The sequence below is a fragment of the Pedobacter sp. 10L46_2 genome (genome assembly GCF_056395165.1).
This window is the reverse complement of sequence record NZ_JBFTIZ010000015.1, coordinates 14771-40849: the sequence shown is the minus strand read 5'-3', so window position 1 is coordinate 40849 and position 26079 is coordinate 14771. Positions and strand designations below refer to the sequence as shown.

The following is a 26079-nucleotide window of genomic DNA, read 5'->3' as shown; positions in this document are numbered from 1 at the left end:
GAGTTCTATCGTGCTCAAACCGGATTCCCAATTGGTTATTTCTGGGGGTTAAAAACAGCCGGTATCTTTCAGAATGAAGCCGAGGTTCAAAATTACAGATCTGCCAATGGTAAGGTAATACAACCAACTGCTGCTCCTGGAGATGTTAAGTATGTAGATGTTAACGGAGATGGTATGATAGATAATCTGGATAGAGGCATGATTGGTAATCCGAACCCGAATTATACATTTGGTATCACACTTTCGGGTGATTACAAAGGTTTCGATTTTTCTGTTGTGGCTTCTGGGGTTGCCGGAAATGATATTGTTCAATCTTACAGAAATCCGTCTAGTCAGTTCGGTAATTATACCACCCGAATACTCGATAGATGGCACGGAGAGGGTTCATCGAATACCATTCCCCGTTTAACAGAAGACAACCGGAATTGGAGTAATTTCTCTGATCTGTATATTCAAAAAGGTGATTTCTTACGGATCAGTAACATCACTGTTGGTTATGATCTTGGTAAGGTATTTAAAAAGAGCTACCTGAAACAGGTAAGGTTATATGCTGCTGCATTAAACGTTTACACCTTTACAAAATACGATGGAATGGATCCGGAAATAGGTTATGGTACTCGAGGATTCGCGTCGGGTATAGACTTAGGTTATTATCCAAGACCAAGAACATTCATGATAGGAGCCAATCTTAAGTTTTAACTACAAGATCATAAAAATATGAAAGCTATAAAAATATATGCTGTTGCACTAAGCCTTTTATCGTTAGGTGCATGCAAAAAAGGTTTTCTGGATACTGAGCAAGTGACAGCAGTAACAGATCAAAATTTTTACAAAACACCAAAGGATGCATTTACTGCACTTGTTGGTTGTTATGACGGATTGCAAATTGTGTGGTCTGAGGGTATTGCCTTGCCGGTTGCAGCCGAAGTAATGTCTGATAATACTTTTGGCGCAACCGGAAATTCCGATGGTTTTGGTTATCAGATGATTGATGAATTTGATAAGTCGCGTTCACCATCAGACCAAAATTTATATAATGGAAACTGGGTTTTGTATTATAAAGCGCTGTTTCGTTGCAACACCCTTCTGGGCAAATTGGATCAGATAGAATGGGGTAACGATACTCAGTTGAGAAAAACATACGAATCTGAGGCCCGCTTTCTGCGTGCCTACCTGCTATTTGATATGGTTAGACTTTGGGGTAATATTCCACTGTTAACAGCTCCATCTACCGAGAATTTACCACAGAGTAATCCGGATGAAGTTTACAAGGTAATTGCTGACGATCTAAAATTCGCTGCAGCAAATTTACCGGAAGTTGCTTATCCGGCTCAGGCTGTTGCCAATCATGGTAGGGTTACCAGGTATGCTGCTGAAGCGCTGATAGGCCGTGTATTCTTGTTCTATACGGGTTACTATGCAAAGGCAGATTTAGTTGGTCTTGTATCTAAACCAGAAGCCCTTGCATATCTTGAAGATGTAATTACTAAAGGTGGATACGGTTTAATTGAAAATTTTGCAAACCTATGGCCTGCTGCATCATTAACATCATATGCAGGTGAGGATAATAAAGAAACCATTTTTGCAATAAAATATACTTATACAAGTGATTATGAAGGAAATACCGACGGTAACCACTGGATGGTAATGACAGGTATTCGTGAGCAGGCACTTTACCCGTATGGAAACGGATGGGGTGCTGAAACAGTAAACCCTAAACTGTGGAATGCATACTTGCCTACCGATACGAGAAGAGCAGGCTCTATCATTTCAATTGTAGACGAAAATTTGCCCTTCACCAATCAAAAAGGCCAAAGAGAATATACTGGTTACTATGTAAAGAAATATAGCCCAATGATCGGTTTAGACGGCAAGCCTCTGCCAGAATCACATGGTAATACCAGCTTCCAGATTGGCCAGTTCCAGGATTATGTATCTATCCGTTATGCTGACGTATTGTTGATGGCGGCAGAGCTGGGAAGTGGAAATGCGCAAACCTATTTTGATGCTGTTAGGCAACGTGCATATAAGGGTGCATTTACTCCGCTGGCGATAAGTCAGGCTAATATCATTAGAGAGCGCAGACTGGAATTTGCTTTTGAAGGAATACGCTATTATGATTTACTACGTCAGGGAATAGATAAAGCAGCTCAGGAAATTGCCGAAACTTCAACGGTATTAAATGGTGGTGTAAGTGCAGAGAAAAAAATATCTGCTGCAAATATCATTGCTACAAAAGGTTTGCAGCAAATACCATATACCCAGATCGGTCTTTCTAATGGAACGTTAAAACAAAATGCAGGTTGGTAACAGATCATCCATTTTAATCATTAAAGAAATGAAACTAAATATAAAAATATTTGCAGTGCTGATGATGCCTTTGCTGTTCAGTGCGTGTAAAAAAAATGAGCACAGTATTGACAGGACGCTCGATAAATCAGAAATTCAGTACACTGTGACCCAGGATTTACAGGCAGATGCCGGTGGAAATACCGTAATTCTTAAAAACGCTACACCCGGAACTATATCCATGTGGGATTATGGAACAGGAACCTCCAGAAGGATGATAGACACAGTTAAATTTGCCTTTAAGGGAGATTATGTGATTAAATTTTCTGTACTCAGCGGAGGATTAGAAGTGAAGATGGATTCTGTAGTCGTAAAAGTAACACAAGATAATTTGAACTACGTGAACGACCCTCTTTGGATAGCGCTTTCTGGTGGTGTGGGTAATGAGAAAGAATGGGTGTTGGATACGGAAGGGGTTTATTTTGCAGGACCTTTTGCATTTTATGGAGTAAATATTGGTTGGCTTAAAGACGGCGGCCCATGGGGTGCCAATACCACAGGATGCTATGGTGCTGATTGTTGGAATTGGGGACCGGGACTTAATGATATTTATCCAAATATGATGGCTAAAGGTGATTATGGGGTAATGACGTTTGGATTGAAAGGAACTGCTTCTTTTAAAGCAGTGAAACCGATGGAAAATGGAATTACACAAAACGGCACTTATTTTTTAAATGTGAACTCGAAAATATTGACCATTAATGGAGGGTCAATTCTTAGAGGATACAAACCTGCAAAGAATGGAATTACGGGAATAAGTAACTGGACAACCTATAAGATTTTATCTCTTGATGAAAATACGCTTCAACTGGGTGTAATCAGGGATAAGGATGTTGATGGCGAAGGACCTGCTATGCTCTCTTTCAACTTTATAACAAAGAACTTTGCTTCTTCACAATAAGCGAAAGTAAAGTCATTTGGTTTGGTGCAATCAAATGTTGAAAAGGATGAATGGCTTTTTTATTATATCCTTTAATTAAATCCGCTCGGGCTTCATTTTGATTCAGGTGAAGTCTGGGCATTTATTAAACATATTTTCTTATCTTGGAGGTAAAAACTCAATTTTATGAAAAAGTTATTTGTATTAACATTAATTGCTGGTTTGTTTACCACGCTGACCAGCTCTGCTCAGGATGACAAGTCCAAAAGAGTTAGCCCACCAGCTATAGCAAAAGAAACGCTTGCATCTGGAGCTGTGGTAACCATTGACTACAGTCAGCCTTCGGTTAAAGGCCGTAAAATAGGCGCCGATATTGCTCCTTATGGAAAGGTATGGCGTACCGGAGCAAATGAAGCAACTGTATTTGAAACAAGCAAAGATGTAAAGGTAGAAGGTAAAGCCCTTGCTGCAGGTAAATATGGTTTGTATACAATTCCAGGAGAAAAAGAATGGACAATTATCTTTAACAAAACCTGGAAACAATGGGGTACTGATTACACTGAGGCAGATGACGCAATTCGTGTAGCGGTAAAACCTGGTAAAGCTGCTTCTGCAACTGAAAAAATGACTTTTAAGATTGAAAAATCAGGAAAAGTTAGCCTTTTATGGGGTAATGTTGTAGTGCCGTTTACTGTTAAATAGCAGGTAAGTAATTTAAGCTACAGCGGGTATCATCCATATGGATGATACCCGCTGTTTTTATGTACTAATAAACCGCAGTGTCTTTTCAACCACTTGCTGCAAATGCTCAGGTAAGCTTGCCGATGCATACGGATGCGATGCCCCATAAACATGATTGGCTCCCTCAATCTTTAGTATTCTTGCGTTAAGCTGGTTTTGTGCCAGCTCTTGTGCAACACTAAACTTTACGTTTACATCATCATCGCCATGCAGAATTAACCAGGGTATGTCTATCTTTCTTGCAGCTTTAACGATGTTTAGCGCTTCTTTGTGCTCATTAAAGTCTGCTAATAAAGTGCTGTTTAGTGGCATTTTTTCTTTAGTCCGTGCATTTTCTACATATATTTTGCCTGTTTTGGTCCATTCTTCTTCCTGCTCTTTTTTCCAAAGGCTCGAGAAATCTGAAATAGACGACCAGGTAATCAGTTTATCAATCCTTTCATCATTAGCCGCTTTTATAATGGATAGCCCGCCACCCCGACTATGTCCGATAAGGTAAATAGGGAAAGATGGGTAGGTTGTTGAAACATAGTTAACCACCTGGTCAACATCAAAAAGTTCCTTGCTAAATGTGTTATCAGCAAAGGCTTCCATGTCGGTTACATCATTAAAATTTTGCGCTGTTACGCCGCCATGACTAAGGTTAAACTTCACATACCGGTAGCCATTTTTAGCAAACCATTGGGCAATTAGGTTGTGAGCACCCCAATCTTTGAAGCCTTTAAAGCCGTGAACAAATATTATGGTACCAATGTTTGTGTTCTTATCGTCATATGTCGTGTCGCCAAATATGTTTTTTTCATCCGCTCCTTTTATTGTAAATTGCTCCTTTTGTATCATATATGTCTGCATTTATGGTGTTTAGCCAATATAACAATTTTTATATCGGGATGTTTAAATGAATCTATTTATTTAAAATCTTTCTAAATAACTCTTAATTACAGCATAATGACAGTGGAACAAGGGCGTCTTATTACTTTTGTTTCGCTAAAAATAAACAGGATAATAGATTTTGGAATATTTAAAGATCATTGCTTTTACGCATAAACAGATTGACCTCAAATCTTTAGGTAAATTGGTGATATGTGAGCAGACGCTGGACGACAGATTGAGAAACATTCAATCTGAGTTAGGAGTTAAAGAAATATTCTACGTAGGAACGTGCAATCGTGTTGAATTCGTATTCACATCCTCAGAAAAAGTCGACAGAGATTTTATCAGTCGTTTTCTTACTGTGTTAGATATGGGACTACCTGATCAATACATGGATAAGTTCATAGAAAATGTTTCTGTTTATGAAGAGGCCGAGGCGTTTAATCACCTGCTTCGTACATCCTGTTCCTTAGAAAGTCTGGTAGTTGGAGAGAAGGAAATTCTTGCCCAGATCCGGAAGGCTTATGAAGCTTGCAGGGTTGCAGGATTTACAGGCGATTATATGCGGATGATCATGAACCGTGTGGTAAAAACAGCTAAAGAAGTTTACACACATACCAACATCTCCAAGAACCCCGTCTCCATTGTTTCTCTTGCCTATCGTAAACTTCGTGACCTAAAAATGTGTGGCAATGTAAAATTGCTCATCATCGGAGCAGGAGAAACCAACAAAAACATCGCTCAATATCTTAAAAAACATAAATACTCTAACTTTTCTGTATTCAACAGAACTTTAGAACATGCAGAAGCGCTGGCCAAAGATTTAAATGGCACTGCATATCCACTTTCAGAACTAGAAAATTACGATCAGGGATTTGATGTAATTATTACCTGTACCGGTGCTACAGAACCTATTATTACTGAAGCCATCTATAAGAAATTATTAAGGTAATTGTAGATCTTGCCATCCCTAACGACACTGCTCCTGAAGTAGTGAAAAACTTCCCGATACATTTCATAGAGGTAGAATCTTTAAAAGAAGTTGCCCGCAAAAATATACAAGAACGCTATGATGAACTGGTTAACGCAGAACACATCATCGAAGAGAACATCAAAGATTTTGAATTGGTATTACGCCAGCGTGAAATTGAGATAGCCATGAGTGGCGTTCCTCAGAAAATCAAGGAAATTAAGCATACTGCTATCAATGGTATCTTTGCCGAAGAGATCAATAACCTGGATGAAAACTCCAGATTGGTACTGGAACGCGTGATGGATTATATGGAAAAAAAATACATCAGCGTACCAATGGTAATGGCAAAAGAGATATTGGTAAAGAATAGCTAAATTTGCCAAAAAATTAGCATCAACGTGAAAAGACTTACTATCGGTACAAGAGGCAGCGACCTGGCTTTATGGCAAGCCAACTTCATTAAAGATAAACTTGCAGGAATTGGCGTTGAGGCAGATTTGAAAATCATCAAAACGCAGGGCGACAAGATTCTAAACTTAAGATTAGATAAACTGGAAGGCAAAGGGTTCTTTACTAAAGAGCTTGAAGAAGAACTTTTAGGTGGAACCATCGATATAGCAGTACACTCTCATAAAGATTTACCTACAGTACACCCCGCAGGATTAACAATTGCAGCGGTTACTGAACGCGAAGATCCGGCAGAGCTTCTTTTAATTTTAAAAGATTGTGTAGACATTACCCAAAAATTATCGCTTAAAACAGGTGCAATGGTGGGGACATCGTCTAACAGACGTAAAGCGCAGATATTGGCATTACGTCCTGATTTAAATATTGAAGATTTAAGAGGGAACGTACCGACCAGGATCCAAAAATTAAGAGATGAAGATTACGACGCGATTCTGCTGGCTAAAGCTGGCGTGAACCGTTTAAAAATTGACCTTTCGGAGTTCCATGTAGAAGTAGTTGATACTACAGAACTGGTTCCGGCTCCTGCACAAGGCGCTTTGGCTATTCAGATCAGAGAAAACGATACCGAACTATTTGAACTACTTCAAAAAATACACGATCCGGAAACTGCAGAGGAAATTGCAATTGAACGAAAAGTATTAAACCTGTTTGAAGGTGGCTGTCACATGCCACTAGGCTGTTACTGCAAAAAAGAAGATGGTTTATATGAGGTTTGGACTTCTAAAGCAGAAACCGAAGAAGATTTCCCTGATCGCTTATTTTATAGAGTAGAAAACCTTGATGGTTTAGCTGAAAAGATTGTGAGCAGATTTGCCGCGGATAGGAAATTCCCATCAAGAGTATTTATTTCAAGAGAAGTTGGGGAGCATAACTATTTTAGAAAAGCTTTAGCAAAACACAATATAGAAATTGACGCGAGATCACTGATCCGTACTTTCCCTATTGTAACGGTATTGGATCAATATCATTTCAGACATGTAGACTGGATCTTTTTTAGCAGCAGAAATGCGGTAGATTATTTCTTTAATCTAAAACCTGTACTGCCTAAGCACGTTAAATTTGGCGTTGCTGGCAGAGGTTCTGAAGATTCGTTAAGAAGAGCTGGTTATCTGGCTGATTACGAAGGAGAAGGTGGTGATATTGAGGAAGTAGCTGAACTTTTTGCTAAAGAAGTTACCGGAAAAACGGTATTGTTTCCACGAGCACAAGATTCTTTATTGACCATTCAAAAAGCTTTAACAGCAGATACAAAAGTAATAGACTTACCTATTTACGAGACTGTATTTGAAGATGATATAGATCAGACTTACGCTGATGTGCTGATTTTTACCAGCCCATCTAACGTTGATGCCTATTTTGTGGAGAACTTATTAGATCCCGGACAACAGATTATTGCTATTGGTAATTCAACAGCGAAAAAATTTGATGAGATGGGTATAAAATATACCTTACCTTACTCGCCGGATGAGATCGGATTGGCTGAGGCTGTGTTTGGAATAGAAATAAAATAAAGGAAGTTAAATAGAGGTTGATATGTTACACCGTCCACGTAGATTGAGGAAAAACCCTGTAGTTAGGGAAATGGTAGCCGAAACAAGGTTGTCGAAAGATATGTTCATTTATCCGTACTTTATTGTACCGGGTAAAAATGTTGTTCATGCTTTAGACGCAATGCCGGGAATCAACCATTACTCTGAAGACACATTGGTTAAAGATGTTGAAAAGGGACTTAAATTAGGTGTAAACAAAATCATGTTGTTTGGTGTAGGAGATGAAAAAAGTGAGGATGCCCATTCAGCATATCATGATCATTCTTTAGTACCTTCGGCAGTTCGTTTGCTTAAGAAAAACTTTGGCGACGATTTATACATAGTTACGGATGTTTGTGTTTGTTCTTATACTACACATGGACATTGCGGCATACTAGAAAATGACTATGTACAAAATGATGCAACCGTTGAAGTAATTGCCAAAATGGGACTTACCCATGCACAGGCAGGTGCTGATATGCTTGCCCCTTCAGATATGATGGATGGCAGGGTTGGTGCAATGCGAAGTGTACTTGATGGTGCAGGTTTTGTAAATACGGCAATCATGTCGCATGCTACAAAATTTGCTTCAGCATATTACGGGCCTTTTAGAGAGGCTGCTGATTGCGCGCCAAGTAAGGGAGATAGAAAAGCTTATCAAATGGATTTTAGAAATGGCAATGAAGCTTTAAGAGAAGCATTGCTTGATGAAAGTGAGGGGGCAGATGTATTAATGGTTAAGCCCGCTTTGGCTTACCTTGATGTAATGCATAACTTAAAACAGCACACAGATTTGCCAATAGCCTGCTATAATGTATCAGGAGAGTACTCTATGGTAAAAGCAGCTGCAGAAAAAGGCTGGATAGATGAACAAAAAGTAGTGATGGAGACCATGCATGCATTTGCACGCGCAGGGGCAAGCATTATAACAACTTACCATATAAGAGATATAGTAGAAAAGAATTGGATGTAATATGTTAGAATCTTTAAAAAAAATGTTTTCGGGAAATGAAGGTGATATGCCTGTAAATACAGGAGGTAAACCGGATATTTCCAGAGAGAAATCGGCAGAGCTGTACGAGAAGGCTAAAAACTATTTTCCTGGAGGCGTAAATTCTCCGGTTAGGGCTTTTAAATCGGTTTACGGAACACCATTGTTTATTCAAAAGGGCGATGGATGCTTTGTATGGGATGCTGATGGAAATCAATTTATAGATTTTTGCGGTAGCTGGGGTCCATTAATTCTTGGCCATAACAATGCTAAAGTTCGTGAAAAGGTTACAGAAGTAATGCAAAACGGGATGAGCTTTGGCGCACCTACTGCATTAGAAAACGAGCTTGCAGAACTGATTATTAAAAACAATAAACTTGTAGAAAAGATACGTTTTACCAGTTCTGGTACCGAGGCAGTAATGTCGGCCATCAGATTGGCGCGTGGCTATACAGGTCGTGATAAGATCATCAAATTTGAAGGCTGCTATCATGGACACAGCGATTCACTATTGGTAAAAGCAGGTTCAGGTCTGGTTACCTTTGGCGAAACTTCTTCTGCCGGCGTTCCAAAATCATTTGCTCAGGAAACCATCGTAATCCCTTTGAATGATACCGAAGCTTTGAAAAAAGCATTCGAACAATTTAAAGATGAAGTAGCCGCCGTCATTATTGAGGGAATTCCTGCTAACAACGGATTGCTGATGCAGGATGCAGAATATATTCAGTTTTTACAGCATATCTGTAAAGAGAACAAAGCACTCTTAATATTTGATGAAGTAATCACCGGATTCAGATTGGGATTCGAAGGTGCTGCAGGACATTATGGCATAAAGCCTGACATAGTTACCTATGGTAAAATTATCGGTGGTGGTTTGCCTGTAGGAATGTATGGCGCATCGGCCGAAATCATGTCTCATATTTCTCCTGATGGGGGTGTTTATCAGGCAGGAACCTTATCTGGAAATCCCGTAGCCATGGCTGCAGGTATTGCCCAGTTGACGGAGCTACTACGTTCTGGTTTTTATAAAGATTTAAACAATAAAGCTTCTGAGTTTGCCGAGAGCATACAGCGTTTTGCAACTGCAAGAAACTACAAATTAAAAGTATTCCATGTAGGGTCTATTTTCTGGCTGGCTTTTACGGACAAAGATAAAATTCAATGTGCCGAGGATATTGATCCGGCAAGCATGGAGAAATTTAAAGTAATGCACAGAGAGTTGTTAAACAGGGGTATTTACCTTGGCCCGTCGGGCTATGAGGTAGGTTTTGTTTCTGCTGCGCATACTAAAATAGAGCTTGAAAAAGCAAAGAGAGCTATATTTGATAGCCTTGATGTTGTTTTCAGGAATAAGTAAATTTTGGGTATATTTATAATATAAACTACTAACTGTCTTGAAGAAATCAATCGTTATATTTTATTTCCTGCTGTTGTACTCTTTAGTGCAATTAATTTCCTGGGGCACGCTTGTAGTTAAATTACAACCGTCCAGGATGGCTATGGTAATGGGCGAGGGATCTGTATTTCTGTTCTTATTGTGTATTGGAGCGTATTTTTTGCATCAATCTATTAAAAAAGAAGACAGGCTAAGAGAGCAGCAGCAGAACTTTTTACTCTCGGTAACACATGAGTTAAAATCGCCTTTGGCGGCTATAAAATTATCTATACAAACCATCGTTAAACGTGACCTGGATAAAGCGAGACAAACTTCTTTACTGAATAATTCATTAAAGGATATTGAACGTTTAGATGATTTGGTTGAAAACATGTTGTTGGCTACCAAGATCGAAAACAGGTCTTATTCGTTCCCTAAAGAAGAATTTGATCTTTCGGAAATGGTTTCAAGAATCACTGATAGGTTGCAGATCCATTCGTGTGGTTGTGAACAGCTGATAAATCCAAAAATACAGCCCGGGGTTAAGGTAGTGGGCGATCAGTTTGCGCTGTCGTCTGTGGTAACTAACCTGGTTGAAAATGCAGTTAAATATTCTGGACCTTGTGCAGAGGTTGGTGTGGAATTGACAAATAAAGATGGGCATCCTTTTTTAAGGGTAACTGACAAAGGGCCAGGTATCCCTGACGCTGAAAAGATGCTTATTTTTGATAAATTCTATCGTGTAGGTGACGAAAATGTCAGAAAATCAAAAGGAACAGGTTTAGGCCTGTTTATTGTTAAAGAAGTTCTACAAAGCCATGACGCTGATATCAGCGTTAAAGATAACGCACCACAGGGTGCAATTTTTGAAATAACATTTAGTTGATTATGCCACAGAAATTAAGAATATTACTGGTTGAGGATGAAGACCACTTATTAGATGCAATAAAATTAAACCTTGAACTTGAAGGTTATAAAGTTCATGCGGTAAAAGACGGTAAAACTGCTTTAAAGGTTTTTAAAGAAGAGCGTTTTAACCTGATTATTTTAGACGTGATGCTTCCTGAAATGGATGGTTTCCAGGTTTGTGAAACAATTCGTTTGGAAAACACTGAAGTTCCTATCCTTTTCCTAACGGCCAAAAATACAAGCGAAGACCGTGTTATGGGTCTGAAAAAAGGTGCTGACGATTATTTGGTTAAACCATTTAATTTGGAAGAGCTGATCTTAAGAGTAGGTATTTTGGTTAAACGCAGCATGAAAGCTGATGATCTGAAAGAACTTAACTCTTATAAAATAGGAGATAAGACCATCTATTTTAACTCTTTTGAATTAAAACAGGATGATGGCCTTATTGTTCCTTTAACAAAAAAAGAAACCATGCTGTTAAAATTACTGATTGAGCGTAAAAACGAAGCAGTATCGCGTGAGCAGATTTTAGAAACAGTTTGGAATTACGATGTTTATCCATCAACACGTACTATCGATAACTTTATATTAACCTTCCGTAAGTATTTTGAGCCAGATCAGAAAAACCCGGTTTATTTTCACTCTATCAGAGGGGTAGGTTATAAATTTACTGATATTCATTAATGTACAATACCAAAGGCAGGTATGCACTGATGGCAATTTTTATGATTGCCGCTTTAGCATGCCTTTTTTATGATCAGTATCAGCTTGCCGCATTGGCAGGCCTTTTCTTTGCCTTTGTACTTTGGAGTCATTTTAAACACAGTTCTGTGCTTCTTGCCTCCAAATATTTTAAGAATGGCGAATATGAAAAAGCAGAACGCATATTGGCTGAAGTGCCAAATCCGGATAGACTTGCAAGAAACCGAAGGGGGTATTACGAGTTTATGCGTGCTAATATTGCCCTGAAGAAAGAAGAATATGATGTTGCAGAACATCATTTTCAGATCGCAAGTCGTTTCCCGTTGGGTGGAAAAAATGATAAAGCTTTTGTATTGATCCATCTTGCCAATCTTGCGCTTAGAAAGAAAGATGGTGAGCGGAGCAGGGCCTATATCGCGAAAGCAAAAGAATTGGCCAGTACCCCAAAAGCAAAAGATATAATTAACAAGATTGAGATAGAAGCGAACAACTTATAAACAAAATAGATTTACATGAACACGTTATTTTTAGATGCAGCATTTTCAAAGCAAACAGAACGCCCACCAGTTTGGATGATGCGTCAGGCTGGCCGTTTTATGCCTGAATACTGGGAGATCAAAAATAAGTACTCCTTCCTTGAAATGTGCAAAACACCTGAAATTGCTGCTGATGTAACTATGTTACCGGTTAATTTACTGGGTATCGATGCTGCTATTTTATTCTCGGATATTTTGGTAACAGGCGAGGCAATGGGCGGAGATTTAAGCTTTACCCAGGGTGTTGGACCAAAGTTTGCCAACCCAGTACGTACATTAAAAGATGTAGATGCACTTGAGGTTGATGTTTTAGACCGTTTGCAATACGTAGCAGATGCTATTAAAGTTATACAACAACGTTTAAACGGAAGCATTCCTTTAATTGGTTTTGCCGGTGCTCCTTTTACTGTTATGAGCTACCTTGTTGAGGGTGGTTCATCAAAAGATTTTAAAACAACCAAGCTATTGATTCACAATCAACCAGAGGTTGCACACAAACTATTGGCTAAAATAGCAAAAGTTACTGCCGATTATTTGAACCTTCAAATTGCTGCAGGTGTGAATGCCATCCAGATTTTTGATAGCTGGGCACAGGCGTTGTCCTGGAACGATTACCAGGAATTCTCTCATCGTTATATTCAGGAGATCATTGCGAACTTAAACAGAAAAGACATTCCCGTAATTTCATTTTGTAAAGGAAGTTCTGTATTTGCGCCTATTATGGCTGAGGCCAAACCAGATGTAGTTTCGGTAGACTGGAACGCGGATTTGTTAAATATCAAAAAAAGTTTGCCAGCTGGTATTGCAGTTCAGGGTAACCTGGATCCGCATATACTGTATGCAGATAAACCCGTTATTAAGAGAGAGATTCTTCGCTTGTTTGAGCGTATGCGTGGAGAGAATGGATTTATCTTTAATCTTGGCCACGGTATTATGCCTGATATTCCGTTCGACAACGTAAAATATGCGATTGAAGTAATCAAAGACTTTAAATACTAATCTAAAAATGGAGAAGTACTATTATTACATTCTGTCTGTTCACATCATCTTTGTTGTAAGCTGGATGGCAGGATTGTTTTATAGTGTTCGTCTGTTTATTTATCATACTGAAGCCGAAGACAGGCCCGAAATCGAGCGTAATATCCTGCAAAAGGAATACGAAAGGATAGAAGCCAAACTTTGGAATATCATTACTACACCTGCAATGGTACTCACTGTACTTGCAGGTGCAGGAATGGTTTGCATACACCCCGGTTTATTGCAAACGCCCTGGTTTCATGTAAAACTTGGCTTTGTAGCAGCCCTGCTGGTTTATCATTTTATTTGCCAGAATATAATGAAGCAGCTGAAACAAGGTACATGCAAAATAAGCTCGTTTAACCTTAGGTTGTGGAACGAGGTAGCAACAATCCTACTTGTAGCTATTGTGTTTACAGTCGTGCTAAAAAGCGCCGTGAACTGGATTTATGGCCTCGTTGGGCTCGTCATATTTTCAGTAGTAATTATGCTTGCCGTAAAATGGTACAAACATTACCGCAAAAAGCACGATTGCTAACCCCCTTTAATTTTTTTTATTACTGCGTGCAACCTTTTCTATAGTTGCTTCATCTACTATATACCAAACACACAAATGAAATTGACGCAATATAGTATAAATGAATTATTAGAAGGATGCAAAGCAGGCAACCGGAAGATGCAGGAGGCCCTGTACAGGCAAACTGCGCCCAAGATGCTTGTAGTTTGTATGCGTTATGCAAAAGATAAGATGGAGGCAGAAGACGTATTGCAAATGGGTTATATTAAAATTTTTCAGAAAATAAATGAATACCGGGGAGATGGGGCTTTTGAAGGATGGATTAGAAAAGTTATGGTAAATACAGCAATTGAAAGTTACCGTAAAAATTTAAGGACTATGAATGTTGTTCCAATTGAGGATGCTTATGATCAGCCATCAACAGGCTTTGATTTTAGCCGATTGGGAATGCAGGATTTATTAAAAGTGATTCAAAAGTTAGCCGATGGCTATAGAGTGGTGTTTAACATGTACATCATAGAAGGATATTCTCATAAAGAAATTGCTGAAACATTGGGCATTTCTGAAGGAGCAAGCAAATCGCAATTGTCTAGAGCAAGGGCGATATTAAAAGAAGAAATTATAAAAATGGAGGGCATAAATTATGCAACACATGCAGGATAAAGCGTTTGATCAGTTGTTGAGAGATAAGTTTGAGGAGGCGGAAATGCAACCTTCAGCAGACCTGTGGAACGGTATTTCGGAGCAACTGTCGCCCAAACCTAAACGTAGTTTACCGGTTTACTGGATGGCAGCAGCAGTTGCTGTAATTGCGGTAACTATAGGTTTATTGATGCCGATGCAAAAAACAGAAAAGATCAGGTTGCAGGCACCCGAGGTGGCAAGCAACGATGTTTCTCCGGTTCCGGCAGTTACTGTTGTTAAAACTCCGGTACAAGTAAGCAATGTTAGCTCAGCGGTTACAGACAAGGTTGAAAGTACTCCGCTAATTATTGCACCACGCATAAAATTAAGCAACAGAGAAAAAGAATTGGCCGCTTTGCAACCAAAAGCAACAAGCGATCGTCCTGTTATTAAGCAACCGGAAGTTGTTAGCACGTTAGCTAAAGTTGAACCAAAAGAAGAAGCTCCCAAAGAAGAAGTGATGATCGCAAAAGCAGACCCTTCAGAATATACAGACGCTGCTCTTGAGCCTGAACATCAAGAGAATAAGGGGATTAGGAATGTAGGAGATCTGGTGAATTTTGTAGTTAACAAAGTAGATAAGAGAGAAAAGAAATTTATACAGTTTGATACCAATGACGATAATTCATCTTTAGTGTCCATTAACATAGGTTTCATAAAGTTTAATAAAAAGTCAGATAAATAGAATTAGGAAACACACAAACCAATACATACAATGAAACGTCTATTATTAACAGCACTTATCGTAAGCGGACTTACCGGTGCTATAGCTCAAACTGCCAGTGCACAACAAGATACTACCGTAACCAAAGAACGTAAAATGAAAAAGTTCGATATGGACCTTGGCGTTGGTATCACCATCGGCAAAAAGGACTCTACTGGGAAAACCAATATGTCTAAGGGCCGCTTTATTGGCGGAATAACCATAACCAGAGTGGACCTTGGGTTTTCAAGATTAATAGATAATGGAAGCTTTACCTTATCTCCTGAAAATGACTTCCTGGATTACAGAGGTGGTAAAACAAGTACATTCTCTTTCGATATCATCCAGTTTGGCTATCGTTTCAATTCAAACTTTAAGATCTATCTGGCAGGTGGTTTCGACTGGACGCACATCAGGTTGAACAAAGATATCACCATGCAGAAAAATGCAAGTGAGCTTACTTATGTTCAGGAAGATATTCATTTCTCTAAAAATCGTTTCTCTAGCAGCTATGTACACATTCCTTTCAATTTTGAATTACGCACTAAAGAAAACGATCATGGCAACCGATTTTACTTTGTATTCGGGCCAGAAGTCGGGTTCCTTTTAAATGGAAAAGTAAAACAAATCAGTAACGAAAGAGGAAAAGTAAAAGTTAGTGATGATTACAACTTTCAATCCTTCCGTTATGGCGGTACAGTTAGGTTAGGTTATGGCGCTTTCGGTGTATTTGCTAAATACTCTGCTAGTGACATGTTTGCAAGCGCAGCTCAAAAGGGATTAAAAAATATGGCATTCGGCGTTACGCTTGGCTTAAATTAAAACACACAACACACACAAATAAAACCAATCCCGCGGTATATACTGCGGGATTTTTTTGTTTACTGACCAACACTTTTATATTATCTTTGAATTGTGGAAGAACAGATCATTAGCGTAAAAAACCTGACCAAGCAATATCAGACTGAACAGGCTTCTGGAGTTAAAAATATTAGCTTTGATATTAAAAAGGGAAATATTGTAGCCATTATTGGAGAAAGCGGTAGCGGGAAATCGACATTGCTGAAATGTATCTATGGCTTACTAAAGGTAGATAGTGGTGAAGTGCTTTTTGAAGGGAAAAGAATCCTCGGCCCCGATGAGCAACTGATACCAGGTCACAAGCAAATGAAAATGGTTACCCAGGATTTCTCCCTTAATATCTACGCCAAGGTGTATGATAATATTGCTTCCATGCTGTCGAACACAAACGTGCAATCCAAGCACGATAAAACGATGGCCATGATGGCGCATTTGCACATCATGCATCTTAAAGAAAAGAAAATTACTGAACTGAGTGGGGGAGAGCAGCAACGTGTTGCAATAGCGAAAGCATTGGTAAGCGATACCTCAGTTTTATTGCTGGATGAACCATTCAGTCAGGTAGACGCATTATTGAAAAACCAGTTGCGTGCTGATATCAAACGAATTGCTGCTGATACGGGAGTTACCGTTATCATGGTTTCTCATGATCCTGCCGACGGTTTGTTTTTGTCAGATGAACTATTGATTCTGAAAGAGGGTCAGCTTTTACAAACAGGAAAACCGTCACACATCTATCATCATCCGGATCACATATATACTGCCCAAATATTGGGTAATGCCGTAGTTTTAAATGCAGATGATGCCTTGAAACTTGGGATTGATGCAACAAAAGAACACGTAGTTTTTTATCCGGAATGGGTTGAGCTAAAAAGCTCATGGAACAGCAGGCGCTTTGAGGTGAAGGATGTTTATTATAAAGGTTTCTATGAAGAGCTGCTTTTGGAGAGAAACGGAGTTAAAATACGAGCAATTCAATTGAATAGGGGAGAACATAAAAAAAATGACCATGTTCAAGCGAACATTGGTCATTTTTTAGAATTCGGCATCTAGAACCCTATAATTTTGTTTCTTTCCTTGTTGTTAATTTTTCTAATTTTATGAAGTTTAGATAATAACTTATAAATTTTTATATGAAGTTAATTAGCGGCCTATTGTTTCTTGCTTTTATTCTTCTTATAAACTCAGTAAGTGCTCAAACTTCACCATTATGTGTAAACGGCGTTGTTAATTTAAAATCCTACCGTCCGGAAAAGGATCCTCCGATAAAATTATCAGGTGAGTGGCTTTTTGCCTGGAAGAAGCTTGCGAGTGAGGCGGAATTGAAAACTGCAGAAAAATACACAACAGTTCCGGGAAATTGGACACCATTTAATTCCGATGCAAATTTTTTTAACAAGAGTTTTGGTTACGCAACTTATGGCCTTACCATATTGCTACCAAAAGCTGGTGAAAACTGGGCACTTTTGCTACCCCCATTACCCTCAGCATATAAGCTGTTTGTAGATGGAAAACTTGTAGCAACGATGGGGGAAGTGGACACCAGTTCCAATATGATTCCCAAAAGCGTTTCAAAACTTGTGTATTTTACTGCAAAATCAGATAAAGTCTTTTTGCTGCTTCAGTTATCCAATTACCATTTTTCATCTGGCGGAATGTGGTCGTCAATAACTATCGGCAGCCCAGAGAAGATAACAGAGATCAGTGATAAATCTTTTATTGCAGATGCATTTTTGGTGGGAAGTTTACTTATTATGGGGATTTACCATCTTGCTATATTTGCAATGCGCCGAAAAGAAAAGGCTGCACTTTTTTTTGCCATATTATGCCTGGCACTAGCATTGAGAGCCTGCTTTTCGATGACACCACTCCTGTTTTATTTTTTACCAGGATTTAGCTATTCACTCGGGCTCAAGATTTTGTATACTCTTTTTCCGGTCTGTTTATTGGGCTTTGTTTACTTTTTAACCTCTACAGAACTTGTACGCTTCCCACTCTTTATGAAACGCATATTCCTGATTATTGGATTAGCATATACCTGTTTGGTATGGCTTAGCCCAAACCAAGTATATGGAAATCTGTTAATCGTTGTGATTATCATGGCGGCGTGGATGGGTTGCTTTACAGTTTACTTTCTTACCAAACACCTACGAGATCATCCTCTGAATAATACCCTGCTATTAATTGGCATTTTAGCCTGTTTTATCGGCCTGCTTAATGATTCTTTATATGAGGCTAAGCTCATTAATACCGGCTTCCTGCTACCATTTGCTTTTTTGGTTTTGCTTTTACTCCAGGCAATCGTTCTTGCACTTCGTTTTACAGGGGCACTTACCCACTCAGAGCGCTTGGCTACAGAACTTGCTAAATCCAATATCGCTTATGAACAAATGGTACTTGGTCGTCGTGAAGCAGAGGAACGGATTGAAATTGAATCCTTAAAGTCAAAGTTTTTTTCCAACATTACCCATGAATTTAAGACCCCATTATCACTTATAACCGCTCCTACTGAATATCTCCTCAGACTTAGTACCAATGGCAAAGAGAAGAATTTATTGAACACTGTTTACAGAAATGCAAGCCATTTACTTAGGCTTATTAACCAAATGATGGATCTATCCAAATCTCAGGCCGGTAAACTGACCAAAACGGAAATGGTAGGTAATATCAAAGAGCTTAGCCATGAGATATTATTTTCATTTCAGCCACTTGCCGACGGTAAACATATCACGCTGAAATTTATTGAAGAGGATATACCGGACAGTTATTGCTTGTTTGATGGAGATAAGCTCGAGAAAATACTGAATAACCTTTTGTCAAATGCAATTAAATTTACTCAGGAGGGGGGCATTGTAACGTTAAAAATAAGTTTTAAGCAATTTGATCATAAGAACTACTTTCAATTGAATCTGTCAGATAACGGCATAGGTATGTCTGATGAAACATTAGTTGATTTATTTAAACCTTTTTATCAAGCATCAGGTACTTCCTTCCTCAATCCAAATGGAACCGGACTTGGATTAGCCTATACTAAAGAGTTGGTTACCTTACTCAACGGTACGATTGAAGTCGAAAGTAAACAGACAATTGGTTCTTCATTTACAGTTACACTTCCGGTTCAATTGATTGAAGAGGTAGAGTTGTCAAACGTATCAGGTAATACAGAAGCAGATACTTTACCAACAACTTCTGAAGATGACCTGTCAACTAACCTTCCCACAATATTGGTTATCGATGATCATTCTGGCCTTGCAGAATATATTGCAAATTTTTTTAGGGAGTATTATGAGGTAAATACCTGTAATAATGGTGAACAGGCCTGGAACATCATTCAGCAGGATTTGCCGGATATAGTGATATCAGATATTATGTTACCGGGAAAAGATGGTTATGAAATAGCAGGGCTAATACGTAATTCCGCATTGACAAGTCATATCGGAATTATCTTACTTTCGGCAAAATCAACTATAGATAGCAGGTTGAAAGGTCTGGACATGGGAGCCAATGATTATTTAACGAAACCTTTCCTGTTGTCCGAACTGAAATTTAGGGTCGACAATCAGATCAAATATCAGCGCACACTTCAGGAATACTACCATAAACATGTATTCGCTACGAATGATTTTAAGGCAGATGAGGCTACCCATCCTTTTTTGATTAAGCTGTATGACATCCTTGATCAATTTCTGGATCATCCTGATTTTTCCATTTCCGATCTGGCCGATAAATTAGCCATGAGTTCAAGAACATTAAATCGCAAATTAAATAGCCTCACAAAAATGGCTTCCAGCGAATTGATTCGGAATTATCGTTTAAAAAAAGCTGCTGCTTTTCTAACTACAGGTTTCTCTGTTTCCGAAGCAGCCTACATGTCGGGCTTTGAAAGCGTGTCATATTTTGGCCAGTGTTTTAAAGAGCAATACCGGATTACACCTTCAGAATTTATTAAACAAACGCGCGCGATAAATTATTAAGTTTTACTGCCTGTCCGTTTTTTGAGAGAAAATGTCCGAATATTAAGGCCGTGAGGGCTCCGCATGTAAAAATTGTCTGATATATTCGAGTCATTGTCCGTTATCTGATAGCCATTTTTTCATCTTCTCCACAACTTTGATATACAGCAAATGAGCTTTTGAAATAGCATGAGAGCTGTTAAACAGAAGCTTGATTAATTAACAATTTAATCTTTAAAATTATGGGACAAGGTGCAATGCTAAGAATTTACAATGGCACTCCAATGAATGTTAGAAAAACTCAGGGAGGACCTGGTTACCAAATGAATGCCTGGGGGCCTCCTGATAATGTAAATGCAAAATCTGCTCAGCAGTTTTACTTTGAATTTAATCAGGGATTTGGCAAGGAGCCAGGAGATGATAAGGCAGAGGTATGGTATAATCTGGATAGTACCTCGTTATCGTGTAAAATTACTGCCTCCGGCAGCAATGATACCGGTATGTTTTATCTCAACTTTCAACTCGGTTGGTCTAACTCAGATATTCATCCATCGTCTTTACCATATTATATATTCTGGCATTCGGGCATGGATAAGTGGAAACTAATAGACCATGATTCACATTCAATTAGTGATAATATCGAAGATGGAGATGATGGCAAATATCAGATGTACGAACTGAAACTAGTACAAATAAGGGCTTTTTGTAAGGACGATCAGGAAGCAATTAATGTAGGTACAGCTTTGGTAGATGATAATCAATCATCGCAGGTATTTCAAAGTTTTATAAATAGAGTTAACAATAATATTAAATAAAATTAAACCTTAAAATTATGCCACTAATAACATTATCAGCTCATAACAATCATACGATTGACGGACCTCATACAGTAACCGTAGCTCCTGGAACACATACGGAAAATAGAAGCACTCAAGTACATGTCTCTTTCATGAAACCAGGCGGTGGCGGCGGCAGTGTTACCTTTCAGATAACCAATAACCATAAAATTTTTGGAAATGGGGGGCAGCCAATTCCACATGGAACCACCAGTGTACATATAATTAATCAGGGGCCGGAAACGATAAACATATCGTGGGTATAGTCCCTCTAATTTCAATCGAAATGGAAAAAGTAAATAACTTTGTGCTCAGACACAAACCAGGCTTAATAAGTAAACACAGGTATATTGATCGCCCGCCAGGAAAAATAGCCAACAGTGGGTCGGACCAAACTTCAGATCCTTTAAATGGCAATTATACCGTGGTGAAATTAGACAGCATAATGGCATCATTCCAGGGAGTAAATAACAACCTGGAACTGATGTCGTTTACTGCACAGCCTTATACAGATAAAACTAACGGATCAGGAGTGGCCATCTCTGATGAAACTTCATTATCAATTGAGGGAGGAAGTAATTTTAAGCAAATGGTTACAATTAGTGCCGATATTGATGGTAATAAAAAGGATGAAATTATAGTAGCGTATTTAAATGATAAGAATGAGTTGTGGTTGGAAGTTATAAAATATGAGGAAGGAGCGAAAACTTCGAACTACGCCGTGTTGTCCAGATTTATAATTGAAGCTGAAATAGGAGATCAGACTACTATATGGGGTAGTTATACAGATGAAGGCGAAATAAAAAAACCTATAATAGCATGGGTTGATAAAAGTAACAAGGTAAAAATATGGACCTGCGACAATATTGCTGATGATACGAAAAGAGAGCCATTCTTATTTGAAGGACCGGAGACCAGTGAAAGTAAAAAAGCAGATATTGCGATTGGTGCTTTTACCGGGCAAAGAAATAACGAAATAGCAATTTTTTATGAAGGTAAAAAAGACAGTAACGGTAATAATCTTTTTGTAAGCGTATATTGTATTGCTAATCAGAAGAGTAAGCTTATAAGCTCAGCAATAGTGGGAGCCACAGATGAAGGTTATTCTCCTTATACACTAAATGTTAAATCAGGAGCTTTTCTTGCTAATACTGTTAGAGATGGGTTGGCTTTGAGTTGGGCAATAAAAGAAACAGATAAAGCCCAGCTGCAGATGTGGGAATGTCATAAATCAAATACTGAAAAAACTAATAACCAATTTGATTTAAAAATGGTAGATGCAGCTAAAGATTTGGCAGTAAAAGGTGGCCTTATCAGAACAGCAGTAGGCGATATAAATGATGATGGTGTAGAAGAACTGGTAGTTGGGAGGGTTGCTAATGAATTGATAGAGGGGCATCTTGTTTTGCAAGTATATAGGTTCGAGAATACGTTAAAGTTAAGTCCTGCTTCAACAGGCCGAATGTATGGTGATAATTCATTCAACTTTATTTCTTTTGATTTTGAGTTGGCAATTGCAGATTTAGAAAATCATAGTTCACCGGGACTCGATAATAATTACATTGGTGCAGGTATTGTTATTGCCGCATTGGGGGCCGAAAAATCTTTAATGCCACAAAATGGTTATGCAAGGGTAAGTTTGGGTGTAATAAAAGTAGATCCGGAACTTAATTTTGCCATCAGATATAAAGAAAAACCAGCAGCAATACCCGGATTGTTTTCTGGTAATATTGCTTACGACAGCAATAAAAATTTAGGAAATTTAAAAATTAAACTCACACATGGCGATTTTAATGGAACCAATATATGTGTAGGGAGCCCGAAACAAAGTACAATTGAAGATGTAAATTCGATTATTGCTATCATTAATTTCCCACCCATACCCTCAGAGTTTCAAAACACCGAAGAATTTAATTGTGTCGGTCAAGTTTCATTTAGCGATACCAAAGGGAATTCAACCTCAATGGGGCTTAGTACTCACCGTTCTTATAGTACATCTGACAGTCTTGGCAGTTCTTTAGGAATATCAAGTTTATTCTCCTTTACCAGTTCGATTAATAAAACTCATGGCAAGGATTTTAGTAAATCGACAGATAAAATTGCTGATATAACCACCTCTCTTAATGTAAGCTCAGATAAAGAGGATGTTATACTCCTGAATGTAAATATATTCAATACATGGGAATATCCGGTTTATAAAGATGGGGTACATAAAGGCCATATATTAGTTGTTTTCCCCCAATCAAGTGGCAATATTAAAACATTATCAGGAAAAGACCTGTCATCATTATATAAGCCGGCACATTTAATAGGTAATATTCTATCTTATCCTTCTGCAGACCCTAAAGATTATGATGCTATGAAAGGTAGCTTTTGTAATGCAGTTATCTCTGTGGACAGTCAACCTACTTCTATAAGTGCGAATTGGTCTAATTCGAATAACCAATCAGAACAAAAATCAGTAAATCAATCAACTCACATCAGTAATCAGCAATCCGCAAATGTGTCTTCAGATTTTTTGTGTGGATTCAGTTTAGGTATCAATCACAATTATGACAACACTTATAGTAATAGTGAGTCTTCTAATTACGCTATCAATTTTACAGAATCAACAAATATTGATATGTCTATTACTCCTGCAGGCTTAAATGAAACTATGTATTATACGGTTAAACCTTATGTATACTGGTGTAAAACAGGGAATTATTTAAAGGTTGATTATGCCGTTTTTATACCTAAGGGCAGCACATGGTTTACACAAAAATATAATGAATCTAATCCATGTTTTCATTTGCCCTGGATAACAGATGGGTATAAACTCTTTACCCGTGATATTGAATTTGTTCAAAGTGATAATGATTCAACAACTATATTAGTTACTGTACATAATGACACGTTAAAACCTACCACAAAAATCGAGCTGGCTTTGTATAATAAAGATCCGCATAAGAACGGTACTCAGATTGGGGATATTCAAACCATAAATGGTTTGCCCGCCCGCGGAGCAGGACATTGTATTTTTACAGTAAAAACATCTTTTTTAGAAAGCTTACTGGTGGATGGGTACACCTCGATTTATGCGGTTATTAATCCAAAAACAACGTTGAAGAATTTGAATGATCACAATAAAATTGGTTTTGGCTATTATCCTTCAAATTACCTGTCGGGCGCTATATAGAACATTTATAATTGCATGTTAAAGAAACGTTCGTTGCCAAAATAAGCACGTTTGTGTAAACGTACTATTCCGTCATCAGAAAAGTCTTTAGGTGCATAAGCATTCATTGGATATTTGGTTCCGAGTAAGCCCATTTCCATGAATGTATGGGCCAGGAGTTCGCTGCAGAAAAAAGCATCCGTTGGGGCCGTTTTATTGTAATAACGGCCTTCAACAAAGCGATTAGCCATTTCTTCATCAGATGGAAAACCAGCTTGATTCACAATTGGCATTAACTGCTGTAAAATAGTTCCGATTGCTGTTTCTTTTGGGAGGTATAACGGTTTAAATGCAAATTTCACATCTTCAAAGTCTTTGGCCGTTGCACTAAGACGCTGTTCTAAATCAACTAGCATAGGTCCTGGTTTTGCCTGTCCAGTAATGACATCTGGTAAATTAGTTAGCGAATTTGCTTCCCAAAGGAGCAGATCAGGAGTTTTGCCTGCAAGTCCAATGTCTTCGGCTCTTACAATCATTCCAACGTGAGAAAATGGAGACCATTGAACAGCCTCAATAACAAAGCTGAAGTCATAACGTCCATGAACTAGTAATATGTCACCTGTTTGAAAGTCGTCCTTTATTTCCCGGAAATGCAGGTACCAATTGTTGTCTACAAATAAATCCATGATTAGCTTTATTCAAATGTGTAAAAAAAGCATCACATGTAGTAAAAAAAAATATATAATTTGTTAAAAATTCATTTTATGGAAATAGGCATTGAGAAACTTTATTACCTGATTGAAGGAGCAGCATTAATAGGCAGCGGAGGTGGAGGGAACAAGGCTGCGGCTTACGCTTTAGCCAGTTATATTGTGGAAACAGCACCTTCGGGAGTAGTACAGCTATTGAGTGCTCAAGACCATCTTTTTGATTCCTCTGCCATGGGCTGTATAATTGCCGACATAGGAGCCAATGCCGCTCAGGAGGAGAAACAACATGAGGCAATTGCTACAGCTTTTAACGAGTTGTCACTGCAATTGAAACGCACCATAGGAACTAACCTAACTTTTGTTGTGCCAATCGAAACTGGCCCCGAGAATAGTATAGTGCCGTTTGTGGTAGCCGCGCGTTACGGCGTACCGGTTTTGGATATTGATGGCGCCGGTCGTGCAGTCCCTGTTTTATCTCTTGCAACATTTGGTAAATTACCGCCCTCACCCGCCGTAATAGCAAATGACAAGGGAGATTTTCTTTTGCTCCAAATTGATCAGGTAGCTGACATGGATAGTATGCTTCGCCCTGTAACCGGATCTGCACTATTTGGAAATTCCGGAAGTTTAGCCCTATGGCCATCAAGGATAGATCAATTATTAAATCATAGTATCAAGAATTCATTAAGTTATGCTATGGCTTGTGGAGAACTGATGGATTGCCTAATGAAAGGGCTTCAGATTGATTCTGCATGTTTTCATTTTGTAAATGAAAAGAAAGCTTGTCTAGTAGGACATGGCAAGGTGCAAAGTATACAAAATAAACAAGAAGGGGCCTTTGACTATTCGCTTGCTGCTATCGCCGATGTGCTAACAGGAGGAACAATCAGTGTACTGGCACAAAATGAAAATCTTATATTATACAATTCCAATCAGCAAGGAGCATTATTAACTGCCCCCATAAGCATAACATATCTAAAAACAGATGGCTCTGCAATAACTAATGCCGAAATCAAACAAGGAGATGAAGTGTTTGTACTGGCTATTGATGCCCCGGAGGTTTTAAAAGAACCAGACCGTTTACTTCTTTTTAAAGAGCAACTACAAGAATTCGCTTATTTTGGCAGTTTAAATTATCAGCTACCAGCAGAAGAGGGACTAGCAGATTTACTGACCAGATTAATTCCCAATCCAATTTTAGTAAAATAAATTATATAAAAAATATACGGATCTAATAAGGATCAAATAGGGGGTTGATAGGGAGGTTTCCTTATTTGATTCTTTTGTAATCCTTTGTAAATCTTTGCTTTATACT

Annotated in this window: 22 protein-coding genes and 2 pseudogenes; 22 read left to right on the top strand and 2 right to left on the bottom strand. The window is 38.5% G+C overall.

What is annotated here, in order from left to right:
- The 4 genes and pseudogenes from AC1DDX_RS03445 to AC1DDX_RS03430 all read left to right on the top strand — a co-directional run.
- Positions 1 to 699 (top strand): annotated as a pseudogene (locus AC1DDX_RS03445) (SusC/RagA family TonB-linked outer membrane protein); the annotation flags it as partial.
- 18 nt (positions 700 to 717) lie between these two features.
- Complete coding sequence (locus AC1DDX_RS03440) at positions 718 to 2310, top strand: RagB/SusD family nutrient uptake outer membrane protein (RefSeq protein WP_172660979.1); 1593 nt, start codon at positions 718 to 720, stop codon at positions 2308 to 2310.
- 28 nt (positions 2311 to 2338) lie between these two features.
- Positions 2339 to 3250, top strand: a complete 912-nt coding sequence (locus tag AC1DDX_RS03435) for a hypothetical protein (RefSeq protein ID WP_288879628.1) — start codon at positions 2339 to 2341, stop codon at positions 3248 to 3250.
- Positions 3251 to 3415: 165 nt separating this feature from the next.
- A complete protein-coding gene (locus AC1DDX_RS03430) occupies positions 3416 to 3931 on the top strand; it encodes a DUF2911 domain-containing protein (protein WP_288879629.1) in 516 nt (171 codons plus the stop codon).
- Between the two features lie 57 nt (positions 3932 to 3988).
- Here the strand turns inward: AC1DDX_RS03430 and AC1DDX_RS03425 are convergent, their stop codons facing one another.
- Entirely contained in the window at positions 3989 to 4822 is an 834-nt protein-coding gene (locus AC1DDX_RS03425; RefSeq protein WP_288879630.1) for an alpha/beta hydrolase family protein, read from the bottom strand.
- Between the two features lie 160 nt (positions 4823 to 4982).
- Here AC1DDX_RS03425 and hemA point away from each other — a divergent pair.
- The 17 genes and pseudogenes from hemA to AC1DDX_RS03340 all read left to right on the top strand — a co-directional run bounded on the left by hemA (position 4983) and on the right by AC1DDX_RS03340 (position 24075).
- Positions 4983 to 6190, top strand: a pseudogene (hemA, locus tag AC1DDX_RS03420) (glutamyl-tRNA reductase).
- A 24-nt stretch (positions 6191 to 6214) separates the two neighbouring features.
- The gene (hemC, locus tag AC1DDX_RS03415; protein ID WP_477611793.1) at positions 6215 to 7795 is read left to right on the top strand and encodes a hydroxymethylbilane synthase; all 1581 of its coding nucleotides are present in this window, start codon (positions 6215 to 6217) and stop codon (positions 7793 to 7795) included.
- A gap of 22 nt (positions 7796 to 7817) precedes the next feature.
- Positions 7818 to 8786 (top strand): porphobilinogen synthase, encoded by a 969-nt coding sequence (gene hemB / locus AC1DDX_RS03410; RefSeq protein ID WP_288879633.1) that lies wholly within the window; start codon positions 7818 to 7820, stop codon positions 8784 to 8786.
- Between the two features lies 1 nt (position 8787).
- The gene (gene hemL / locus AC1DDX_RS03405; RefSeq protein WP_172660973.1) at positions 8788 to 10161 is read left to right on the top strand and encodes a glutamate-1-semialdehyde 2,1-aminomutase; all 1374 of its coding nucleotides are present in this window, start codon (positions 8788 to 8790) and stop codon (positions 10159 to 10161) included.
- 37 nt (positions 10162 to 10198) lie between these two features.
- Positions 10199 to 11065: a sensor histidine kinase gene (locus AC1DDX_RS03400; protein ID WP_048903900.1), complete on the top strand. Its 867-nt coding sequence runs from the start codon at positions 10199 to 10201 to the stop codon at positions 11063 to 11065.
- A gap of 2 nt (positions 11066 to 11067) precedes the next feature.
- The gene (locus AC1DDX_RS03395) at positions 11068 to 11772 is read left to right on the top strand and encodes a response regulator transcription factor (protein ID WP_048903901.1); all 705 of its coding nucleotides are present in this window, start codon (positions 11068 to 11070) and stop codon (positions 11770 to 11772) included.
- Positions 11772 to 12287, top strand: a complete 516-nt coding sequence (locus tag AC1DDX_RS03390) for a hypothetical protein (protein ID WP_172660972.1) — start codon at positions 11772 to 11774, stop codon at positions 12285 to 12287. The genes AC1DDX_RS03395 and AC1DDX_RS03390 overlap by 1 nt, the downstream gene beginning before the upstream one ends.
- Before the next feature lie 15 nt (positions 12288 to 12302).
- Positions 12303 to 13325, top strand: a complete 1023-nt coding sequence (gene hemE, locus AC1DDX_RS03385) for a uroporphyrinogen decarboxylase (RefSeq protein WP_048903903.1) — start codon at positions 12303 to 12305, stop codon at positions 13323 to 13325.
- Positions 13326 to 13332: 7 nt separating this feature from the next.
- Entirely contained in the window at positions 13333 to 13881 is a 549-nt protein-coding gene (hemJ, locus tag AC1DDX_RS03380; protein ID WP_172660970.1) for a protoporphyrinogen oxidase HemJ, read from the top strand.
- Positions 13882 to 13956: 75 nt separating this feature from the next.
- Positions 13957 to 14523 carry an RNA polymerase sigma factor gene (locus tag AC1DDX_RS03375; protein WP_048903905.1) on the top strand — a complete coding sequence of 189 codons (567 nt, stop codon included), beginning with the start codon at positions 13957 to 13959 and terminating at the stop codon, positions 14521 to 14523.
- Positions 14513 to 15229 carry a hypothetical protein gene (locus tag AC1DDX_RS03370; protein ID WP_288879635.1) on the top strand — a complete coding sequence of 239 codons (717 nt, stop codon included), beginning with the start codon at positions 14513 to 14515 and terminating at the stop codon, positions 15227 to 15229. The genes AC1DDX_RS03375 and AC1DDX_RS03370 overlap by 11 nt, the downstream gene beginning before the upstream one ends.
- A 30-nt stretch (positions 15230 to 15259) precedes the next feature.
- Positions 15260 to 16069, top strand: coding sequence for an outer membrane beta-barrel protein (locus AC1DDX_RS03365; protein ID WP_172660968.1), 810 nt, complete (start codon positions 15260 to 15262; stop codon positions 16067 to 16069).
- A gap of 93 nt (positions 16070 to 16162) precedes the next feature.
- Positions 16163 to 17161 carry an ABC transporter ATP-binding protein gene (locus tag AC1DDX_RS03360; protein ID WP_288879637.1) on the top strand — a complete coding sequence of 333 codons (999 nt, stop codon included), beginning with the start codon at positions 16163 to 16165 and terminating at the stop codon, positions 17159 to 17161.
- A gap of 80 nt (positions 17162 to 17241) precedes the next feature.
- Complete coding sequence (locus AC1DDX_RS03355; RefSeq protein WP_337715851.1) at positions 17242 to 20082, top strand: response regulator; 2841 nt, start codon at positions 17242 to 17244, stop codon at positions 20080 to 20082.
- A gap of 221 nt (positions 20083 to 20303) precedes the next feature.
- A complete protein-coding gene (locus tag AC1DDX_RS03350; RefSeq protein WP_288879640.1) occupies positions 20304 to 20876 on the top strand; it encodes a hypothetical protein in 573 nt (190 codons plus the stop codon).
- A 17-nt stretch (positions 20877 to 20893) separates the two neighbouring features.
- Positions 20894 to 21163 carry a hypothetical protein gene (locus AC1DDX_RS03345; RefSeq protein ID WP_337715850.1) on the top strand — a complete coding sequence of 90 codons (270 nt, stop codon included), beginning with the start codon at positions 20894 to 20896 and terminating at the stop codon, positions 21161 to 21163.
- 20 nt (positions 21164 to 21183) lie between these two features.
- The gene (locus tag AC1DDX_RS03340) at positions 21184 to 24075 is read left to right on the top strand and encodes a hypothetical protein (protein ID WP_337715848.1); all 2892 of its coding nucleotides are present in this window, start codon (positions 21184 to 21186) and stop codon (positions 24073 to 24075) included.
- Positions 24076 to 24080: 5 nt separating this feature from the next.
- Here AC1DDX_RS03340 and AC1DDX_RS03335 read toward each other — a convergent pair whose 3' ends face one another.
- Positions 24081 to 24740 carry a hypothetical protein gene (locus AC1DDX_RS03335; RefSeq protein ID WP_288879645.1) on the bottom strand — a complete coding sequence of 220 codons (660 nt, stop codon included), beginning with the start codon at positions 24738 to 24740 and terminating at the stop codon, positions 24081 to 24083.
- Positions 24741 to 24818: 78 nt separating this feature from the next.
- Between AC1DDX_RS03335 and AC1DDX_RS03330 the strand changes: the two genes are divergently transcribed.
- Positions 24819 to 25973, top strand: coding sequence for an S-methyl thiohydantoin desulfurase domain-containing protein (locus AC1DDX_RS03330; RefSeq protein ID WP_288879647.1), 1155 nt, complete (start codon positions 24819 to 24821; stop codon positions 25971 to 25973).
- The last annotated feature ends 106 nt before the right edge of the window (positions 25974 to 26079 follow it).

What these genes read in the sequence shown, in the direction of transcription:
- AC1DDX_RS03375 (WP_048903905.1), top strand. Translation starts at nt 13,957, where the DNA reads ATGAAATTGACGCAATATAGTATAAATGAATTATTAGAAGGATGCAAA.
- AC1DDX_RS03330 (WP_288879647.1), top strand. Translation starts at nt 24,819, where the DNA reads ATGGAAATAGGCATTGAGAAACTTTATTACCTGATTGAAGGAGCAGCA.
- AC1DDX_RS03430 (WP_288879629.1), top strand. Translation starts at nt 3,416, where the DNA reads ATGAAAAAGTTATTTGTATTAACATTAATTGCTGGTTTGTTTACCACG.
- AC1DDX_RS03395 (WP_048903901.1), top strand. Translation starts at nt 11,068, where the DNA reads ATGCCACAGAAATTAAGAATATTACTGGTTGAGGATGAAGACCACTTA.
- hemJ (WP_172660970.1), top strand. Translation starts at nt 13,333, where the DNA reads ATGGAGAAGTACTATTATTACATTCTGTCTGTTCACATCATCTTTGTT.
- AC1DDX_RS03370 (WP_288879635.1), top strand. Translation starts at nt 14,513, where the DNA reads ATGCAGGATAAAGCGTTTGATCAGTTGTTGAGAGATAAGTTTGAGGAG.
- AC1DDX_RS03440 (WP_172660979.1), top strand. Translation starts at nt 718, where the DNA reads ATGAAAGCTATAAAAATATATGCTGTTGCACTAAGCCTTTTATCGTTA.
- AC1DDX_RS03390 (WP_172660972.1), top strand. Translation starts at nt 11,772, where the DNA reads ATGTACAATACCAAAGGCAGGTATGCACTGATGGCAATTTTTATGATT.
- AC1DDX_RS03345 (WP_337715850.1), top strand. Translation starts at nt 20,894, where the DNA reads ATGCCACTAATAACATTATCAGCTCATAACAATCATACGATTGACGGA.
- AC1DDX_RS03435 (WP_288879628.1), top strand. Translation starts at nt 2,339, where the DNA reads ATGAAACTAAATATAAAAATATTTGCAGTGCTGATGATGCCTTTGCTG.
- AC1DDX_RS03425 (WP_288879630.1), bottom strand. Translation starts at nt 4,822, where the DNA reads ATGCAGACATATATGATACAAAAGGAGCAATTTACAATAAAAGGAGCG.
- hemE (WP_048903903.1), top strand. Translation starts at nt 12,303, where the DNA reads ATGAACACGTTATTTTTAGATGCAGCATTTTCAAAGCAAACAGAACGC.
- AC1DDX_RS03335 (WP_288879645.1), bottom strand. Translation starts at nt 24,740, where the DNA reads ATGGATTTATTTGTAGACAACAATTGGTACCTGCATTTCCGGGAAATA.
- AC1DDX_RS03365 (WP_172660968.1), top strand. Translation starts at nt 15,260, where the DNA reads ATGAAACGTCTATTATTAACAGCACTTATCGTAAGCGGACTTACCGGT.
- hemL (WP_172660973.1), top strand. Translation starts at nt 8,788, where the DNA reads ATGTTAGAATCTTTAAAAAAAATGTTTTCGGGAAATGAAGGTGATATG.
- hemB (WP_288879633.1), top strand. Translation starts at nt 7,818, where the DNA reads ATGTTACACCGTCCACGTAGATTGAGGAAAAACCCTGTAGTTAGGGAA.
- AC1DDX_RS03350 (WP_288879640.1), top strand. Translation starts at nt 20,304, where the DNA reads ATGGGACAAGGTGCAATGCTAAGAATTTACAATGGCACTCCAATGAAT.
- AC1DDX_RS03340 (WP_337715848.1), top strand. Translation starts at nt 21,184, where the DNA reads ATGGAAAAAGTAAATAACTTTGTGCTCAGACACAAACCAGGCTTAATA.
- AC1DDX_RS03355 (WP_337715851.1), top strand. Translation starts at nt 17,242, where the DNA reads ATGAAGTTAATTAGCGGCCTATTGTTTCTTGCTTTTATTCTTCTTATA.